The 19,202-nt window shown below is 65.7% G+C and carries 12 protein-coding genes; 4 read left to right on the forward strand and 8 right to left on the reverse strand.

The window, feature by feature from the left end:
- Positions 1-37 precede the first annotated feature (37 nt).
- Both folP and orn read right to left on the reverse strand, forming a co-directional pair.
- On the reverse strand, positions 38-943 hold the full coding sequence (gene folP / locus HBF25_RS11360) for a dihydropteroate synthase (protein WP_166948441.1): 906 nt from the start codon (positions 941-943) through the stop codon (positions 38-40).
- Positions 944-947: 4 nt separating this feature from the next.
- Complete coding sequence (gene orn / locus HBF25_RS11365; RefSeq protein WP_166948443.1) at positions 948-1,514, reverse strand: oligoribonuclease; 567 nt, start codon at positions 1,512-1,514, stop codon at positions 948-950.
- 77 nt (positions 1,515-1,591) lie between these two features.
- Here orn and sbcB point away from each other — a divergent pair, with 77 nt between their 5' ends.
- From sbcB to HBF25_RS11385, 4 genes are all read left to right on the forward strand, one after another.
- Positions 1,592-3,016 carry an exodeoxyribonuclease I gene (gene sbcB, locus HBF25_RS11370; protein ID WP_166948445.1) on the forward strand — a complete coding sequence of 475 codons (1,425 nt, stop codon included), beginning with the start codon at positions 1,592-1,594 and terminating at the stop codon, positions 3,014-3,016.
- An 11-nt stretch (positions 3,017-3,027) separates the two neighbouring features.
- On the forward strand, positions 3,028-3,717 hold the full coding sequence (locus tag HBF25_RS11375) for a DUF2461 domain-containing protein (protein ID WP_166948447.1): 690 nt from the start codon (positions 3,028-3,030) through the stop codon (positions 3,715-3,717).
- Positions 3,718-3,969: 252 nt separating this feature from the next.
- Positions 3,970-4,164: a hypothetical protein gene (locus tag HBF25_RS11380; RefSeq protein WP_166948449.1), complete on the forward strand. Its 195-nt coding sequence runs from the start codon at positions 3,970-3,972 to the stop codon at positions 4,162-4,164.
- Between the two features lie 101 nt (positions 4,165-4,265).
- On the forward strand, positions 4,266-4,562 hold the full coding sequence (locus HBF25_RS11385) for a hypothetical protein (RefSeq protein WP_166948451.1): 297 nt from the start codon (positions 4,266-4,268) through the stop codon (positions 4,560-4,562).
- A gap of 211 nt (positions 4,563-4,773) precedes the next feature.
- Here the strand turns inward: HBF25_RS11385 and HBF25_RS11390 are convergent, their stop codons facing one another.
- From HBF25_RS11390 to HBF25_RS11415, 6 genes are all read right to left on the reverse strand, one after another.
- On the reverse strand, positions 4,774-6,195 hold the full coding sequence (locus HBF25_RS11390; protein ID WP_166948610.1) for a chloride channel protein: 1,422 nt from the start codon (positions 6,193-6,195) through the stop codon (positions 4,774-4,776).
- A gap of 98 nt (positions 6,196-6,293) precedes the next feature.
- Positions 6,294-7,934 (reverse strand): methyl-accepting chemotaxis protein, encoded by a 1,641-nt coding sequence (locus HBF25_RS11395; RefSeq protein WP_279588198.1) that lies wholly within the window; start codon positions 7,932-7,934, stop codon positions 6,294-6,296.
- A gap of 133 nt (positions 7,935-8,067) precedes the next feature.
- Positions 8,068-9,030, reverse strand: a complete 963-nt coding sequence (locus HBF25_RS11400; RefSeq protein ID WP_166948455.1) for an LD-carboxypeptidase — start codon at positions 9,028-9,030, stop codon at positions 8,068-8,070.
- A gap of 98 nt (positions 9,031-9,128) precedes the next feature.
- Complete coding sequence (locus HBF25_RS11405) at positions 9,129-16,355, reverse strand: YadA-like family protein (protein WP_166948457.1); 7,227 nt, start codon at positions 16,353-16,355, stop codon at positions 9,129-9,131.
- 133 nt (positions 16,356-16,488) lie between these two features.
- Positions 16,489-17,475 carry a helix-turn-helix domain-containing protein gene (locus HBF25_RS11410; protein ID WP_166948459.1) on the reverse strand — a complete coding sequence of 329 codons (987 nt, stop codon included), beginning with the start codon at positions 17,473-17,475 and terminating at the stop codon, positions 16,489-16,491.
- 293 nt (positions 17,476-17,768) lie between these two features.
- Positions 17,769-19,151: an Hsp70 family protein gene (locus HBF25_RS11415; RefSeq protein WP_166948461.1), complete on the reverse strand. Its 1,383-nt coding sequence runs from the start codon at positions 19,149-19,151 to the stop codon at positions 17,769-17,771.
- Positions 19,152-19,202: the final 51 nt, after the last annotated feature.

A 19,202-nucleotide genomic window follows, 5' to 3' on the forward strand; every position in this document is an offset into this window, starting at 1 on the left:
CTTGCTGGGACGACGGATCATACGCCGTCATGTGGACTCAGTCGTCGTCCGGCCAGCGCGGCATCGTGGGCTTGTCGATCCTGGGCGCCGTGTCGCCGGCCTTCACTGCGGCCCATACGGCCAGGGCGTCTACCGTGGGTGCCACATCGTGGACGCGGACCATGATGGCGCCCCGCTGCACGGCGATGAGGGCCGCGGCGACGGAGCCCGCCGCGCGGTCGGCCGGTTCGGTGCGACCGGTGAGGCTGCCGATCATCGACTTTCGCGACAGCCCTGCATAGGCGCCAGCGCCCAGCTCGGCGAACCGCCCCATCGCCCGCAGCAGGGTCAGGTTGTGGTCCAGATCCTTGCCGAACCCGAAACCGGGGTCCACCAGCACGCGGCGGCGGTCGATGCCGGCCAGCTCGCAGGCAAACAGGCGATCGGTGAGGAAGCGATGCACCTCGCCCACCACGTCGTCGTAGGAGGGGGCATCCTGCATGCCGCGCGGCTCGCCCTGCATATGCATGAGGCACACGGGCACCCGTAGTTCGGCCGCGGCATCCAGCGCGCCTTCGCGGCGCAGCGCGAACACGTCGTTGATCATGCCTGCCCCCGCGCCCACCGCCGCACGCATTACCTCGGGCTTGGATGTGTCGATCGAGATCGGCAGCGTCGTGGCGGCCGCAAGGCGTTCGATCAGCGGCACCACGCGGCGGATTTCTTCTTCCGCGGAAACGTCGTCCGCACCCGGCCGGGTGGACTCGCCGCCGATGTCGAGCATGTCGGCCCCCTCTTCTGCCAGGCGCATCGCATGCGCATAGGCCGCTTCGAGGGTGTCGTGCCGGCCGCCGTCGGAGAACGAGTCCGGGGTGACGTTGACGATGCCTGCGACCCGTGGCCGGTCGAGCACCAGGGCGCGGCCGTTGCAGTCGAGGGTGGCGGCGAAGGGGTCGAAGTTCATGGGATCAGCCCGGCTGCTGGCCGCCGATGGCGCCCATGAAACGACGGTAGTAACGCAGCTCGTCGATGGAGTCGCGGATATCCGACAGCGCCGTATGGGCGGAGTCCTTCTGGAAGCCCTTGGCGATGTCCGGAGACCAGCGGCGTGACAGCTCTTTCAGCGTGGAAACATCGAGGTTGCGGTAGTGGAAGTAGCGCTCAAGCTTCGGCATTTCGCGGTGCAGGAAGCGGCGGTCCTGGCAGATCGAGTTGCCGCACATCGGCGACTTGCCGGCGGGCACCCACTTCTTCAGGAATGCGATGGTGGCTTCCTCGGCCTGGTCTGCATGGGTATGCGACTCCACCACCTGCTTCCACAAGCCCGAGCGCATGTGCTGGTTGCGGTTCCAGGCATCCATCTGCTGAAGGCGGGCATCCGTGTTGGAAATGGCGAACACCGGCCCTTCGGCAAGCACGTTCAGATCCTTGTCGGTCACGATGGTGGCGATCTCGAGGATCGAATCGTTGTCCGTGTCCAGACCGGTCATTTCCAGATCGATCCAGATGAGGTTGTCTTCGTGCGCTTGCGACATGGGGGCTCCTTTGAGTGCGGTGAAGTCTAGCGGCAAGGGCCGTCGAAATCAGGTCGTGACATGCGATCATCGTCGTCATGGCCGAACCGACCTTCTACTGGCACGACTACGAAACCTTCGGCGCCGACCCGCGCCGCGACCGACCGGCCCAGTTCGCCGGCATCCGCACCGACGCCAACCTGGAGATCATCGGCGAGCCGCTGATGATCTACTGCAAGCCGCCGCGAGACTCCCTGCCCCAGCCCGTCGCAAGCCTCATCACCGGCATAGCCCCGCAGCTGGCCGAGCGCGAGGGCCTGTGCGAGGCCGCGTTCGCAGCGGCGATCCACGACGAGATCGCGCGCCCGGGCACCTGCACCGTGGGCTACAACTCGCTGCGTTTCGACGACGAAGTCACCCGCCACCTGCTTTATCGCAACTTCTACGACCCCTACGGCCGTGAATGGGAAAACGGCAACTCGCGCTGGGACCTCATCGACCTCGTGCGCATGTGCCAGGCACTGCGCCCCGAGGGCATCGTATGGCCCTCGCGTGACGACGGTACACCCAGCTTCAAGCTGGAGCACCTGGCCAGCGCCAACGGCCTGAAGCAGGACCGCGCGCATGATGCCCTGTCCGACGTGGAAGCCCTGATCGCCCTCGCCCGCCTGCTGAAGGAGCGCCAGCCGCGCCTGTGGGAGTGGTATTTCGCCCTGCGCCGCAAGCAGCGTGTTTTCGAGCTGCTCGACGTGGCCGCCATGACACCGGTGGTGCATGTCTCCTCCCGTTATCCCGCCAGCCGGCACTGCCTCACGGTGATCGCCCCGCTGGCCGCGCACCCGTCGCGACAGGGCGAGGTCATCGTCTACGACCTCACGGCCGACCCGGCCGACCTGCTGGCCCTGGACGACGGCGACATCGCCGATCGCGTCTTCACCTCCCGGGCCGACCTGCCCGAAGGGGTCGAGCGTATCGCCCTGCGTACCGTTCGCGCCAACCATGCCCCGGCACTGGCCCCCCTGTCCGTGCTCAAGGGTGCCAACATGGAACGCCTGGGCCTGGACATGGACGCCGTGGAGCGCCATCTGGTCACGCTTCGCACCGCGGAAGGGCTGGCCGAGAAGCTGCGCCGCGTCTATGCACGGGCAGCAGACCTGCCGCCGGCCGAGGACCCTGAGCTGGGCCTCTATGGGGCATTCCTGCCGAATGCGGACCGCGCCCTGCTGGCCGACGTGCGGGCCACCCCGCCCGGGCAGCTCGGCACGCGCAGTTTCCCGTTCCGCGACCCCCGCTATCCGGAGCTGCTCTTCCGCTACCGGGCCAGGAACTGGCCGGAAACACTCGACGCAGACGAACAGGCCCGCTGGGAGGCCTTCCGCCTCGACCGGCTCACCCGCCGTGGCCCGCTCACAACACTCACCTTCGACGAATACACCGCGGAGCTGGCCGCCATGCGAGCCATGCCCGACGCCCCGCACGCCCTGCTCGACGAATTGGACGCCTGGGCGATCCACCTGCGCTGAACGAGCCATCCATGCCGCACAAGAGCTATTTCTCCCCTGCCACCTTCCGCTTCTTCAAGTCGCTGGTGCGCAACAACAACCGCGAATGGTTCCACGCCCACAAGGACGACTACGAGCGTCACGTGCGCGAGCCGTTCACCCAGTTCATCACCGATATCCAGGCCCCGCTGGCAAAGATCAGCGAGCACTACCGCGCTGATCCGCGCAAGGTCGGCGGCTCGCTCTACCGCATCCACCGCGATACCCGTTTCGCGGGTGACAAGCAGCCCTACAAGGGCTGGCAGGGCTCGCGCTTCTTCCACGAACGCCGGCACGAGATCCCGGCCCCGGGCTTCTACCTGCATATCCAGCCCGATGAATGCTTCGTCGGTGCCGGCATGTGGCATCCGGAGCCGCCGGTGCTGAAGAAGCTGCGCGAATTCCTGGCCGACAACCCCGACTCGTGGAAACGTGCGACGCAGGCCAAGGCCTTCCGCGAGCGTTACAGCTTCTGGGGCGAGAGCCTTACCCGGCCGCCCCGCGGCTTCGATCCCAACCATGAACTCATCGAAGACCTGAAACGGAAGAACTACGCCGCCGGCCAGGAATTCGACGAAGCCATGGCCTGTTCGGCGGAACTGCTGCCCTTCGTGGTGGACCACTTCAAGCGCCTCGCGCCGATGGTCGACTACCTGTGCGCGGCCCAGGAGCTGGAATTCTGAGCAATCGCAAGAAATTGCCCCATCAGCCTGTGTTTCCGGCAAAGCCGCACACGCCGTACCGTCACTTAACGCAGACTAATTACTTGCTGAACGGAATCTACGAAATGTCGCATAGACCACGACATTGTTCAGATAAAACGCGCTAGCTTCTGCACCGAACGTACACATCCGGTCTGACCGGTAAAGCGATGCCCACGCGCCGTGCATCGTGATTCTTTTCATGGCGCCATTCGTTCCAAGGAGATCGTCGTCATGCGCAACACGAAACTGATCATCGCGATGCTGGTGGGTTGCACCGTCCTCAGCGGCGCTGCGTTCGCGCAGGATGCCGCTCCGGCTCCGGCCGCCACTGGCCATCACGCCGCCGCTCACCAGCAGGCCAAGGCCGGTCACAAGAAGACGCACCACAAGAAGGCCACCAAGCCGGCCAAGGCCGCCACGAAGTAAGCACTCACCCGGCCACCGGGCCGGGGTGACAGGCAATACGTACATCGTTTGAAGCAGCACGTTCCGTAGCACACCCCCATCGCTTCCAAGGAGATCTCTTCATGCGTAACACGAAACTGATCCTCGCCATGCTGGCTGGTTGCACTGTCCTCAGCGGCGCCGCGTTCGCACAGGACAGCTCCGCCGCTGCCCAGGACCAGAGCGCTGCTCCGGCCGCCGCTTCCACCGCCGCCAAGCCGGCCCATCACAAGGCCCATACCAAGAAGGCTGCCGACACCTCGGATGCCTCCAGCGCCGCCGGCAGCGAGAACGGCACGATGAAGTCGACCCACAAGAAGGGTCACAAGAAGGCAGCCGACACCACCGCGCCGGCTGCCGCCTCCACCGCCGGCAAGTAATCCGCCCCGGCTGTGAAACGAAAACCCGGCGCCGCAAGGCGCCGGGTTTTTCATTGAGTAACCCACACCCTGTAGGAGCGCGCCTCGCGCGCGACCGTCCAGGGCGAACGCCTCGCACGAAAACATGCGCCCCTGGCAAGGCAGGTACTCGTCAGTGCCGCGGCTACCATTACAGCGCACCGGTCTTACCGGTCGCGCGCAAGGCGCGCTCCTACAGGGGGTGATCAGGGCGGTGGTCGGCCACGAAATCCGTCGGCACGTGTACCCCGCGCCGGGCGATCTTCTCGGTCATGATCGTGTGGCGCATCATCAAGCCCGAGACGATGTAGGCCGTCGCGCAGGCCGCCAGCAATGGCAGCAGTGCGTGCGGCTGCAATGTGGTCTCGAACACGAACACGGCCGAGGTCATCAGGGCGCGGGTCGCTCCGGCGAACAGCGCAGCCATGCCGATGAGCGCAGCCATGCGGGGGTCCACATGCAGCCACGGAAGCTGCGCCAGCAGCACGCCCGCCACGCCACCCGCCGCGCCGCCAATGGTGAACAAGGGCGCCAGCGTGCCACCCGACGTGCCACTGCCCAGGGCGACCGACCACGACACCAGTTTCGCCAGCGCCAGCCATGCCATGGCTGCCAGGCCCAGGTGCCCCGACACCACGGCCACGATGTTCTCGTAGCCCACCCCGAGCGTCGCCGGGGCCACGTAGCCCACGGCACCGACCACCAGGCCGCCCAGCGCCGGCCACCACATCCAGTGGATCGGCAGCTTTTCGAAGGCATCCTCGATGCCATAGGTCAGCCGGGTGATGGCGACACCGGCCACGCCCATCACCACGCCGAGCAAGGCATAGGCAATAAGGGCCATCGGCGCCACGGCCGACAGCGCAGGCATCGAAAACACCGGCCCCGGGCCCTCCAGCGCGAATCGCACCCCCGTACCCGCCGCAGCGGCGAGCGTCACCGGCAACAACGAGCGTGCGCGGCGTTCGAACAACAGCAGTTCGATACTCAGCAGCACGGCCGAGACCGGCGCGCTGAACACTGCCGCCATGCCGGCCGCCGCGCCCGCCGCCAGCAGGGTTTTCCGCTCGTCGGCGCTTACCGGCAGGTGCTGGCCAAGCAGCGAGCCGAGTGCGCCACCCGTGGCGATGATCGGCCCTTCCGCGCCGAACGGACCGCCCGTGCCGATGGCAATCGCCGACGAGACCGGCTTCAGCCAGGTCATACGCGCAGGAATGCGGCTTTCGTTGGTGAGTACCTGCTCCATCGCTTCCGGGATGCCGTGACCGCGGATGGCCCGCGATCCCCAGCGCGCCATCGCACCCACGACCAGGCCGCCCGCGGCCGGCAGCACGATGACCCACGCGCCAAGGTGGTGCCCTGCCGGACTGACGAACGTGGTGTCGAGGCGTCCGAAGAACGCAAGGTTGGTCACCAGTCCGATCAGCATCGTCAACAGGCGTGCCACGCACGCCACGCCCATGCCGAGCACGACGGCAAGCAATCCGATGCGCAGGATGCGTGCGTCAAGCAGCGGCAGGCGCGTCGGCATGTGGGCATCGACGAGCGCCTGGTCCAGCGAAGGGGCGAGCGGAAGCGCCGCACGATCGTGCGGTGTATGCAGGGGGTCGGTCATGGTGGGGGCCGCGAGGAAGTACGTCGCGGAAAGGCTACCGGGAACGGCGCTTCGTAGCTGGCTGGCAGATGAACGGGGCATCCCTGCCCCGGGGCTGGTCAGAATTCCTGCCAGATCACCGTGTCCTGGTCCGCCTTCGGCAGCGGACGGGTTACCGAAGGCATCGATACGCGCCGGGTCGACGCGGGCGCCGTTGCCTGATCTTCCTCGCCATCGATATGGAAGAACGCTACCTGACGCATCAGCTCTTCCGCCAGTTCCAGCATCTGCCGGCTGGCGGCGCTGGTTTCTTCCACGAGGGCCGCGTTCTGCTGGGTGACTTCATCGAGCGCGGTGACCGCACTGTTGACCTGTTCGATGCCCGCCGACTGCTGCAACGAAGCCGCCGCGATATTGCCGACGATGCCGGATACCTTGTCGGCCCCCGTGCCGATCAGCGACAACGCCTCCCCCGTGCGACGCACGAGCACGGAGCCCGTATCGACACGCTCGGCGGCATCGCCGATGAGTTTCTTGATGTCGCGTGCCGCCGTCGCGCTGCGCTGGGCCAGCACGCGCACCTCGCCGGCCACCACGGCGAAACCCCTGCCCTGTTCACCGGCACGCGCCGCTTCCACGGCGGCGTTCAGTGCAAGCAGGTTGGTCTGGAACGCGATCTCGTCGATCAGCACGGCGATCTCGCCGACACTGCGGCTGGCCTCGGTGATCTGCGCCATCGCGCTCACCGCATCGACCGCGACGCTGCGACCGGTCGTGGCATCGCGCAACAGCGTTACCGTGAGGTCGCGCGCCACCCCGGCGCCTTCGGAGTTTTCACGCACGGTGGCGGTCATCTCCTCCATCGATGCCGCGGTTTCTTCCAGCGAGGACGCCTGCTCCTGCGTGCGGCTGGACAGATCGTCGGAACCGGCGGAAATATCGCGCGCCGCATAGGTGACCTGGCGTGCATTGTCGCGCACGCGCCCCACGATCTCGGTCAGTTTCACGTCCATGGCCGACAGCGAACGAAGCATGTCGCTCAGTTCGTCGCTCCCGTCGACATGCAGGTGATGGTTGAGTTCACCCTGGCTGATGCGCCCGGCAAGATCGCGTGCACGCAGCAGCGGCACCATCACGGCGCGGATCAACAGGAACCCCGCCAGCGCCACCAGCACGCCGGATACCACCAGCACGCCGATCGTCAGCATTACGATCTGGTGCTCGCGCTGCGACGAGGCGACGAAGGCCTCGTCGGCCTGCCTCTCATTCACCGCCACGATCTGCCCGATGCCATTGGTCGCCGCGTCCAGCGCCGGTGCCATCTGCTTGATCAGGAAGGCCACGGCGGTCGCCCGGTCGCCCGCGGCCTTGTCCAGGCCTTCTTTCAGGCGCTGGTCGGCCACCTGCTCGGCAGCGATGAAGGCCTTGGCGAGGCCCCGCTCCTCGTCGCTGGTCACCAGTGCCGGGTAGTAGGCGCCCCAGGCCTTCTCACGCTGCACGCCGATGGCATCGATCCGCTGACGCGCCTCGGCCACTGCCTCGGGTGTCGCCACCACGAGCGCCCGGTTGAACGCCGCCCTCTGGTCCGTCAGCGCCGTGCGCACGTTCGTCACATGGACGATCGGCATCAGCGTGTCCCTGTACATCGACTCGAGGCTGGACTGTGTCCGCCCCAATGCCACCAGGCCGGTAGCCCCGATGACGATTGCCGCCACCAGAGCCCCTGCCATGGTCAAAATGATTCGCCACCTGACCGTCATCACCCTTCACTCCCGAGAGAAACCTTGCCGGTTATCGGCAAAAATGGTCCGGGCTTGAACCTGACGGCAAATCGCAAGTATTTGATGAAAAAGGAACTGGCGCCGATTGTTGCAAATTGAATACTTGCGCCCTTCAGTATCGGGGGCGTGGCGCCTCGTTGCCTGTCCGCCCTGCATACAGGTAATCGAAGGCGGTGAGCGTGGCGGTGCCACCATTCACCCTCAGCAATCCCCTGGCGCCGAACGGCAGCGTCCACTTGTCCGGACCGTGGCCGAACACCAGACCGCGCAGCATGGGTACGTCGCAGATGCGGCGGAAGCGTTCCAGGGCGTGATCGAGGTCGTAACCGTTATCGTACTCGCTTACCCGCTGGCCACCGAGGCCACCCAGCAGCACCGCGCGCTGGCGATCGAGTACACCGCTGAGCTTCAGCTCGTAGAGCATCCGCTCGATGCGGTAGACCTGCTCGCCGGTTTCCTCGATGTAGAGGATGCCGCCATCGAAGGCCGGCATGTACGGCGTGCCGATGAGACTGCAAAGCGCCGACAGGTTGCCGCCCCACAGCGTGCCTTCCACCAACAGGTCGGGCTGTGGCTCCGGGCAGATCCAGCCCACCTCGGTGCGGGGCTCCTGGAGGGTCTGCCAGAAGTGGCGCCAGGTGCTTTCACGCAGGTAAGCGGGACCGAAATCCTGCACCAGCATCGGGCCGTGCAGCGAGCCGATGCCCGCTTTCGCGTAAAGCGCGCACTGGATCACGGTGAAATCGCCATGGCCGACGAACACGCAGGACGACTCGCGGAAACGTGCCGCCAGCCCGGTGTAATTGATACCTTCGAGCAGGGAAATGGCGCCGTAACCACCGCAGATCGCCATCGCCACGTCGGGCAAGGCGATATCGGGGTCGGCAAGCGCGTTGATGTCGGCAAGACGCTCCGCGTCGCTGCCGGCGAAACGCAGCGCGACGCGATCGACCACGCCGTCGCCGAGGATGGTGTGCCCGGCCGCCTGCAGGCGTTCGATGCCACGTTGGCAGGCGGCGCGGTCTTCCGCGTAACCGGAGGGAGCGATGAGCCGTATATCGAGATGTTTCGGCATGACTGGGAACATGTGACCGGCCATACCAATACCGCTACGCCCCGATGAAGGCAACCCGAAGTTGACCGGTTCGGGTAATGTCGCCCCTTGCTCCATCGTTACCACTCCATGCCTGCGCCCACACTGAAACCGGCATCGCCCCGCGAATTGGCCGTGCCGCTGAGCTTGTAGACCCAGCCGCCGCCGTCGGTCACCGTGGACACACCCACCGCGATGCTCGATTCGCCACGGAACGTACCGCCCGCTATGGCCGCCATGTTACGCCCTGGCGTGGTCGCCTGTGGCAATCCGGCCATCGCCATCGCCGAGGCGACACCCGCGCTGGCCCGGTTGTTGGCGTTCTGGATGGTGCGGTTCATGGCGTTGACCTTCTGGTCGGTGTAGCTGCGCGACCAGTCGGCCACCTGGTTCAGCTGCCCGACGTTGGCCGCGTCCGTGGCGGCCGTGCCGGCACCCACGTTGTGGACCACGGCCGGCGTACCCGCCGAACCCAGGCTGACGTTGCCGTAATCGACGCTTCCATCCGCGCGCGTATCGTAGTGGACGCCACTGGCGCGTACGGCATTTACCTGGCTCACGTTTGCCGCATCGGTATCGGCGGTGCCCGCCGCCACGTTGGTCACCTGCCGCTCGGCGCCCTTGCTGCCCACCGAAACGCTGTTGGCGCGATCGGCCACCGAGCCCGCACCCACGGCCACGGAGTTCTGTGCCGTAGCCTGTGCGCCGTTGCCCACGGCCGTGCTGTTGGCACCGGACGAACTGGAACCGGCACCGGCAGCGACGCTGTTGCCACCGGCAGACGCCGCGTTGGGCAGGTTGTTGCTGTTGTTGACGCTGAGTGCGCCATTCGTGCCGCCACCGTTACCGCCCTGCTGCAAGGCGAGGATGCTGTTGTAGAGGGCAATGTTGCTGAAGGCATTGCCGGTGTTCTGCGTCCATTGCCACAGCTGTCCACCCGTGATGGCGTCCGCGCTGGCCTGCGCGATGCTGCCGGCCGCCACGTTGCCGATATGCACGGCGGCACCGCCCGGATTCAGCGTCACGCTACCGTGCGTGGCGTCGTCGTACTGCACGGACGACGCGCCGATGCTGCCCGCCAGGTTGGCTACCGCCCGCAACTGACGCACGTTCACCGCATCGGTGTCGTCCGTGCCACCGGCCACGTTGGCGATCTGCCGTTCGGCACCCGCCGTGCCCACCGAGACAACGCCCTGCGCTGGCACGGCGACGCCACTGAAGGCTTCCGTACCACTGCCCGTGCGGCTGGCTACGGAGCCTGATCCAAGGGCCACGCCGCCGGCCACCGTTGCCTGCGAACCGACGCCAAGGGCCGTCGCCCCCGCAGCCGTTGCCTGTGCCTGGGAGCCGTAGGCCGCCGTATTCGCGCCGGATGCGACGGTCCCGCCACCGATGGCCACGCTTTCTGTACCGCTGGCCTGGGCGGGTGCCTGGGTGGAGGTCACGGCGACGTAGGGCGTGTTGATGCCCGACGCCAGGCTGTTCACCCGTGCGTTCAATGCATTGACGGAGCCGTCGATCGAATTGAAGGCGGCGCCTGCATTGCCGAAGCTCGCATTGGAGACGTTGCCATTCGCATCCACGGGACGCAGGGCGAACGTCGGCGCGGTGAATGTCGAGGTAAGCGGATCAAACGCCGCCCCTGCACCGAGGAACCCGACGAGGGCGGCATTGCTGGTGAACAACTGGCCGCCGCTGATCGCGTCGTGGCTGCCCGCCGCCACCGCACCATCGGCCAGGTTGCCGATGCCCACCGTGCCCGCTACGCCACCCGCCAGGGTGACGTGGTTGAGCTTGTTGCCGCCGCTGTCGCGGTCGTAATTGACTGCCCCCGCCGTTGCCTGGGCCACGCCGTCGTTGACGGCACGCAGCTGGGAGACATTCACGGCGTCGCTATCCGACAATCCAGCCGCGAGGCCCGTGAGCTGCCGACCGCCGACGTTCACTTCACCCGTGGAGCTCTGCGGCGTCGTGAGCGCATAGGCGGCGTAGTTGGTGCGCGCACCCACCGTGGTGGCGGAGTTGCCGCCAAGAGCAATGCTGTTCGCGTTCGCCGCCGTCGCCCCACCACCGATGGCGATGCTTTCCGCACCGGTCGCTGTTGCGGCGGCGGCCGTGGAGTTCACCTGCACGTATTTCAGGCCACCGGTGTAGAGCGATGAGATGCGCGTGTTGACGTTGCCCAGCGAGTCGCCGATGGTCGTCAGCGCACCGCCGACCGAGCCTGCGTTACCTGGCGTGTTGGTGCCGTCCGTGCCAATCACCGGTACGTTGTAGGTCGGGCCGGTGAAATTGCCACCCGCATCCACCGTGGTGCCGCCACCGAGATACGTCACCACGGCCTGGTTCGTCGCATTGAGCTGGGTGCCATTGACTGCATCATGGCTGGTGGTCGACAGCACGCCCGGTCCGACATTGTGGATACCTACCGTGCCCGTGCCTGCGCCCGTCAGCGTGATGTTGTTGGTGGGGTTGCCCGCACCGTCGTCGTCGTAACGCACCGCCAGGCGACCGAGCGAACCGACATCGGTGCTCACTGCACGCAACTGCTGGATATTGGCTGCATCGCTATCCAGCGTGCCGGCGGCTACGCCGGTGATCTTGCGGTTGCCGAGGTTCAGCTCACCGTTCGACGTCTGCGGTGCCGTGATGCCGTAGGCCGTGTACCCCACCTGAGCACCAACGGTCGTCGCCGAACCATTGCCAAGCGCAATGCTGTTCGCGTTCGCCGCCGTCGCCCCGCCACCGATGGCGATGCTTTCCGCGCCCGTCGCCGATGCGGCGGCGGCCGTGGAGTTCACCTGCACGTATTTCAGGCCACCGGTGTAGAGCGATGAGATGCGCGTGTTGACGTTGCCCAGCGAGTCGCCGATGGTCGTCAGCGCACCGCCGACCGAGCCTGCGTTACCTGGCGTGTTGGTGCCGTCCGTGCCAATCACCGGTACGTTGTAGGTCGGGCCGGTGAAATTGCCACCCGCATCCACCGTCGTGCCGCCACCGAGATACGTCACCACGGCCTGGTTCGTCGCGTTGAGCTGGGTGCCATTGACTGCATCATGGCTGGTGGTCGACAGCACGCCCGGTCCGACATTGTGGATACCCACCGTGCCCGTGCCTGCGCCCGTCAGCGTGATGTTGTTGGTGGGGTTGCCCGCACCGTCGTCGTCATAACGCACCGCCAGGCGACCGAGCGAGCCCACGTCGCCACTCACGGCAGAGAGCTGAGCGACGTTTACTGCATCGCTTGCCGCACTGCCCGCCGCCACACCGGTGATCTTGCGGGTACCCACATTCACCTCGCCGAGCGAGGTCTGCGGCGCGGTGAGGCCGAACGCCGTGTACCCGGTCTGGGCACCTACGGTGGTCACCGAACCCGCACCCAGTGCCACGCTGTTGGCGTTGGCCGCTGAGGCCCCGTTGCCTATGGCAACACCCCCGGCGGCACCCGCCGTGGCGGCGCCCCCAATGGCGATCCCTTCCGCGCCCGTTGCCGTCGGCAAAACCGCCGAGGAGTTCACGGCCACATACTGGGCACCGCCCGTGTCGAGTGCATTGAGGCGGATGTTCACGTTGCCCAGCGACGAGTCGAGCTGGGACAGTGCTTGTCCCACCGTGCCGTAAGTGTTGCGCGTGACATTGCCCGCGAGGTCGATGGCGCCGATGGAGAATGCCGGCGGCGTGAAGGTACCGGTCGTGCCATTGAAACCGGCACCCGCACCCAGGTATCCCGCAAGCGTCGTATTGGTACCGAACAGTTGGGTACCGTTCACGGCGTCGAGGCTGGTTGCCGTGACCGTGCCGGCACCGAGGTTGCCAAGACCCACGCTTCCCGTGCCCGTACCCGAGAGACTGACGTGGTTGGTCGCGTTACCCAGGCCGTCCGCGTCGTAGCGCACGGCCAGCTTGCCCAGGGCGGAGACGCTGTTGTTCACCCCGGTGAGCTGGGCCACGTTCACCGCGTCGGTCGCCGCACTGCCTGCCGCGAGCCCGGTGATCTTGCGCGTACCGACGGCCACCTCGCCCAGCGAACTCTGCGGCGTGGCGATGCCGATCGCGGTATAGCCCGTCTGTGCGCCCACCGTGGTAACGGAACCTGCGCCCAGCGCCACGCTGTTGGCGTTGCCCGCGGATGCACCGGACCCCAGTGCGATGCCGTCCACGCCCGCTGCCGTACTGGGGGCGCCTGTCGAGTTGATTTTGAGATACGGCAGGTTGCCTGCGTTGATGTTCGTGATCTGCGTATTGAGCGAGGTCAGCGAGCCGCCGACCCGGCTGAAGGCTGTCGTGACGTCGCTGGCCGTGGTGGGCGTTACCACGCCACCGTTACTGATTACGGGAACATCGAACGTCGGTGCGGTGAATACGCCCGCACCGTTCGCCGCGGTCGTGCCACCGAAGAAGGTGGCAACCGCCTGATTGGTGGTGTTGAGCTGCGTGCCGTTCACGGCATCGGTGCTGGTCGCGTTGATCGCGCCGGGCCCCAGGTTACCCAGGCCAACCGTTCCGGCACCGGTGCCCACGAGGCTGATGTGGTTGGTTGCGTTGCCCAGCCCGTCCGCGTCGTACAGCACGGCAAGCCTGCCCAGCGACGAGACGGCATTGTTCACGCCGGTCAGCTGCGCCACGTTTACCGCATCCGTCGGGGCACTGCCGGCGGCAAGGCCCGTGAGCTTGCGCGTGCCGATGGCCACTTCGCCCAGCGAGCTTTGCGGCGTGGCTATGCCGATGGCCGTATAGCCTGTTTGCGCACCAACGGTAGTCGTCGAGCCTGCGCCCAGCGCAATGCTGTTGTTGTTGGCTGCATTGGCGCCCGAACCGAGGGCGATGGCATCGGTACCGGTAGCCGTGCTGGGTGCACCAGTGGAATTGATCTTGAGATACGGCAGGGAGCCTGCCGTGATGTTGGCGATCTGGGTATTCAACGCCGTGAGCGAACCACCTACGGTATTGAACGCGGTAGTGACGTTGTTCGCGGTGCCCGGCGTAACGATCCCGGTCGTGCTGATCGCCGGCGTGTTGAATGTGGGCGCGGTGAATACGCCTGCATTGTTCGCCGCCGTGGTGCCACCGAAATACGTGGCCACCGCCTGGTTGGTCGTATTGAGCTGACCGCCATTTACCGCATCGGTGCTGCCTGCAGCGAGCGATCCGGCGCTCAGATTGCCCAGTCCGACCGTTCCCGCGCCGGCGCCCACGAGACTGATGTGGTTGGTCGCATTACCCGACCCGTCCGCGTCGTACAGCACCGCAAGCTTGCCCAGCGACGATACGGCGTTGTTCACGCCGGACAGCTGCGCCACGTTCACCGCATCCGTGGGTGCACTACCAGCGGCAAGACCGGTGAGCTTGCGTGTGCCGATAGCCACTTCGCCCAACGAGCTCTGCGGCGTAGCAAGACCGATGGCCGTATACCCCGTCTGCGCACCCACCGTGGTCGTGGAGCCCGCACCCAGCGCAATGCTGTTGTTATTGGCTGCATTGGCGCCCGAACCGAGTGCGATCGCATCGGTACCGGTGGCCGTACTGGGAGCGCCAGTGGAATTGATTTTCAGATAAGGCAGCGAACCCGCGGCAATGTTGGCGATCTGCGTATTCAGGCTGGTCAGCGAACCGCCGACGTTGTTGAAGGCCGTCGTGACGTCATTGGCGACGCCGGGTGTGACGCCCCCGCTTGTGCTGATCAGTGGTGTATTGAAAGTGGGCGCGGTGAACACGCCGGCCGCGTTGGCTGTGGTGGTGCCACCAAAATACGTAGCCACCGCCTGATTGGTGGTGTTGAGCTGTGCGCCGTTGACGCCATCCAGGCTCGCCGCACCCAGGACACCCGGTGCCAGGTTGTGCAGGCCGACCGAACCGGTGCCCGTCCCCTTCAACGTAATCGAGTTGGTGGGGTTGCCGCTGCCGTCGGGATCGTAGGTCACCGCCAGCAGATCGAGTGCACCGATGCCCGCGAGCGCACCTTTGAGCTGCAATACGTTGACCGCATCGTAGTTGTCACTGCCTGCCGCAACATGCGACACCTGCCGCTCGTTACCTGTGCTGCCCACGGAGACGGCACCGACGGAATTCTGCACTGGGGTAAGGCCGAAAGCGGTATACCCCGCCTGTGCCGCACGATCGCCCAGCGAGGCATTACCCAGCACGACGCTGTTGACCTGGGTGGATGTCGCATTGGCGCCAAGGATGGTCTGCGCGTTTGCCGTGCCCGCCGCACTGTCGCCGATCACCACGGAATTGCCCTTGCGCGTGGCGAAGTTGTTGGTCGGCACGCCGGAAGGATTGGTGGGATCGTTACGGCCATTGCCCGGGAAGACGTTATTGGCGTCTTCGGCGGGCAGCGTATGGCTCGCACCGCGACCGATCACCACTTCCTGCGAGCCGTTGGCCGTGGCCCGGTCACCGACGATCACCTGGTTATCCTGCGCCGGATTGACTGCCCAGCAGCGGGCGAGCGGAATGCCGAGCAGGCTGGCGCAGTCGGCCGACCATGCAGGTGAACCACCCGGCAACAGGATGCCGCCGAGACCGCCGTTGGTGAAGTTGTCGGTACCGCGGTTGATGTTGGTGATGTAGCTGTCGGAGGTCACGCCACCGAGCAGCGTCAGGTGCTGGTTCTGGCCGAGCAACGTGCCGTTGATCGCTGTCGATGTGGGCGTGAGGTTCACCAGGTTCGCGGCGCCGATGCCCAGGCTCTGGAACGTACCGGTGATGTTCACCGTGTTGAGGTTCAGTGCGCCGCTGTTGATGAACTGCGAACTGGGGTTGAGCAACGTGGTGATCGTGGGCGCCAGCGACGTGTTCGACGGTGCGATGAGGCCACCGGAACCGAGGATCAGGCCCGCTCGGAAAGGCTCCGCAGGCAGCGGATAACGCGGATCGCCCGGGGCGATGATCGATGGCGAAATACCCTGTGCCGAGACAAAGTTGGTCGTTGCAGGCGACGACGTAAGCGCCTGGCGTCCTGCACCGAAGGTGTTCAGTGGGCCTGAACCGGCCACCGATGAGGTCACCGGCGTTTCATCCTTCGTAGACGATGTCGTGGCCGTATCGTCCTCGTCGTCCTGCGCCTTTTTATTCTTTGCCTTCCTGGCAACCGGTGCCTTTTCCTTGCTGGCAGAAGGCGTCACGGTACCGTTCGATACAGTGCCTGCCTGCGGGGCCGCCTGCTGTGCGCCGGCAGTGCCAGCGAGGAAAACCACGGCTGCCACGAGCGCAAGACGAACCATGGCAAGGCGGCTGAATGCGACAAACAAAAGGCGCGTCGCTTGCGCGACGCGCCCCATGAACAAGGCTACTGAACGTTTCACGGCAGTCTCCCCCGCTTCGATTTCCCTGCGTACAGGACGCGTAGGGTTCGATTAGAGGTGTCCCGCCCGGATACCGTTGATCAATTGCGGCAATCAGCTAGCCCTAAACGGCACAATGCCAAATCGATCACGGTCACCAGCCGTCATATCCTCCCTCGCCTGCCGCGGCGAGATCTTCGGCCGCCACGCTGCGCGTGAGCGTTTCGCGCGGCTGCTCGCCGAACACGCTGCGGTACTTCTCGGCAAAGCGCGAGAGGTCCCACATGCCGCAGCTGAGCGCCACCGACTTCACCGAACGACGTCCGGCTTCCGCGGTGATCAGGCTACGGTGAGCCGTGCACAGGCGAAGCATGGCGAGATAGCGATTGGGCGGAATGCCCAGCAGGTCGTCGAAGGCGTAGCGCAATCCGCGTTCGCTCGCGCCTGCCGCCTGGCAGAGCTCGTGCGAGTAGATGTCGCGACGCAGGTTGGCCCGCATGAACCGCTCTGCCCGGCGCATCACCTGGTAATGGGCACGACGACCACGGGAGGCCACCGGCCTCTCCTCGGACGACGAGGCCAATGCCACGCGGATGTGCTCGTCGAGCAGGTCTTCGACGGGGCCGAAGGCCGTATCGTCGGATTCGTTCACGCGGTCACGGATCTGGCGATAGGCCCGCTTCAGGTGCTCGGAATGCACCGAGAACAACCGTAGCCGCTGCGCCGCCATATCGACGTCAGCGTGGTCCGACGCCATGAAGCGCGTGCGGAACCGGGCGTAAGGCGCAATCACCAGGGTGAAGCGCGTGCCCCGTTCGAACATGAAATCGGTGGGCGTTCCCCTCAGCAGGGTCACGGCCATGTCCGATTCGATGCCCACGCCCTGGCACCAGCTGCGTTCACCGGCTTCGTGCAGGTAGACCAGCATGCAGGAATCGTCGGGAACGGTAAGCGATCCGCGCACGTCGAAATCGATATGCGCACTGAAGTAGGTGACCCCGTCATGGGTCTTCGTGGCGATGGCAGCACGCGGACGTGCCGGACTCAAGGTAAGCAGGTCGACGTCACAGACCCCGAGCGCAGCGCCCAGCGTCACCAGATCGTAGTCCTCCAACCCCTGCACATCGGATGGACGGCTCATGCATGGACCTCCGTGTGGAACTTATTCAACAACTGTCGCATCGGCGGGACAGTATCGACGTGGCGATGCTTTGTCCCGGCAACGCCCCTTTCGTTGCCCTTCCTGAACCGAACGCACCTCACTCCCATATTTACCCCCCACAAACGTCCCAGCACGCCAGCCTGCATGCTATTGGAAAATACTCCCAAAATAGGGCGATCGGCTAGCTCCCGGCACGAATCGCCCGTGCTTATATCTAACGATGTAATGCAGGAATTGCCAGTACGTTGTGAAAATGCCGATTTCGCGTAACGTCAGATGAAACTATCTGACGAATTTGGCAAAAGTGCCGCCTGCGCAAGGCCGGATACTACGCCGAGCGAGGGGTCTCCGTGCACCACCGGGATGCCTTCGAAGCTTGCGGCCACCCTGTCGCGAACCTGCGGCGAGCGTGATGTTCCTCCGGTCAGGAAAATACTCGAGGGTGCCTCTTCAATATCCGCGCCGGCCTGAATCAGCAGCCTGGAAATTCGATCGAGAAAATCCTCCGAAGCCACGAAAAAATCGTCGGAAGCCGCATTAACAGCCAGTCCGGACTCGATGAATTCGAGGGAGGTGCTGGCCGAGGGCTTTCCACTTAGATCGATCTTCATGCGTTCGGCCGCCTGGTTGAGGCGGGTGGTCTGGCCACTGCCCTGCAGGGCGCGCAGGCGCGCACCGTAAGGTTCTTCGACCATGCGGTAGTCCTGTTTGCGGAATTCACGCTGCTTGGGGAGGTTGTGGACACTGGCCGCCTCCACGAAATGGTGCACAGGCACGGCTCCGGCATCCTTGCCGAACAGCGGCATGAAGGCGTGCAGGCTCATGCCCACGTCCAGATCGGTGCCACCCCGGGGCAGGCCCCAGCTGCGACGCATGACCGGGGGCTGGCCTGCGCCCAGCTCGGCGTAGGCGACGTCGGTGGTACCACCGCCGATATCCACGATCAGGGCGCGCTGCCGCTCCGCCAGCGAGAGGTGGTAGTGCATGGCCGCTGCCGCCGGCTCTTCCAGGAAGGACACATCGTCAAAACCCGCCACGCCGGCTGCCTCGCGCAGGATGGACAGGGCCTGCTCGCCGCCTGCCGGTCCCATGGAGCTGCGGAATTCGACCGGCCGGCCGATCACGGCCGATCGCACCGGAGTCCCGAACTGGCGGGTGGCCACAAGGCGAACGTGCTCGAGGATATGGGCCGCGATGCTGACGATGGTCTTGCGCACACGGGGGTCCAGCCGGTAACCGAACATGGACTTGGGGGATTCGATGAGGTTGCCCGTGCCCTCTTCGAGATAGGCCTCGACGGCCTCCTCGCCGAACAAGGCATCCTGGAAGCTGGCCACCGAGCCCGAGGCCTCGCGGATGCGCTCTTCCATCCACTGCCGCCGTACGACGCGGATGGCGTCGCGGCGCAGGGTGCCGTCAGGGCGCGGCGAGCGCCCGTTCTGCCGCTCGTCGGCTCGGGTCGAGCGGATGAAGGCTTCCACCTGGGCTTCCAGGGCGGGGGTGAGCACGAAGTCGTCCACGTCGGGCACCACCTCGGGGAAGAACACGGCCGTGCGGAACTGCCGCGCCTCGCCGAAGCGGACCAGCTCAAGCTGCCCGTCCACCACCGCGGCCGCCGCCGAATAGCTGGTTCCAAAGTCGATGCCGATGCGCATGTGGGGTTCCCGGTGCGAAAAACCGTGCATTATCGCCCGTCCGGGGCATGG

This window comes from Luteibacter anthropi (assembly GCF_011759365.1).
GTDB lineage: Bacteria > Pseudomonadota > Gammaproteobacteria > Xanthomonadales > Rhodanobacteraceae > Luteibacter > Luteibacter anthropi.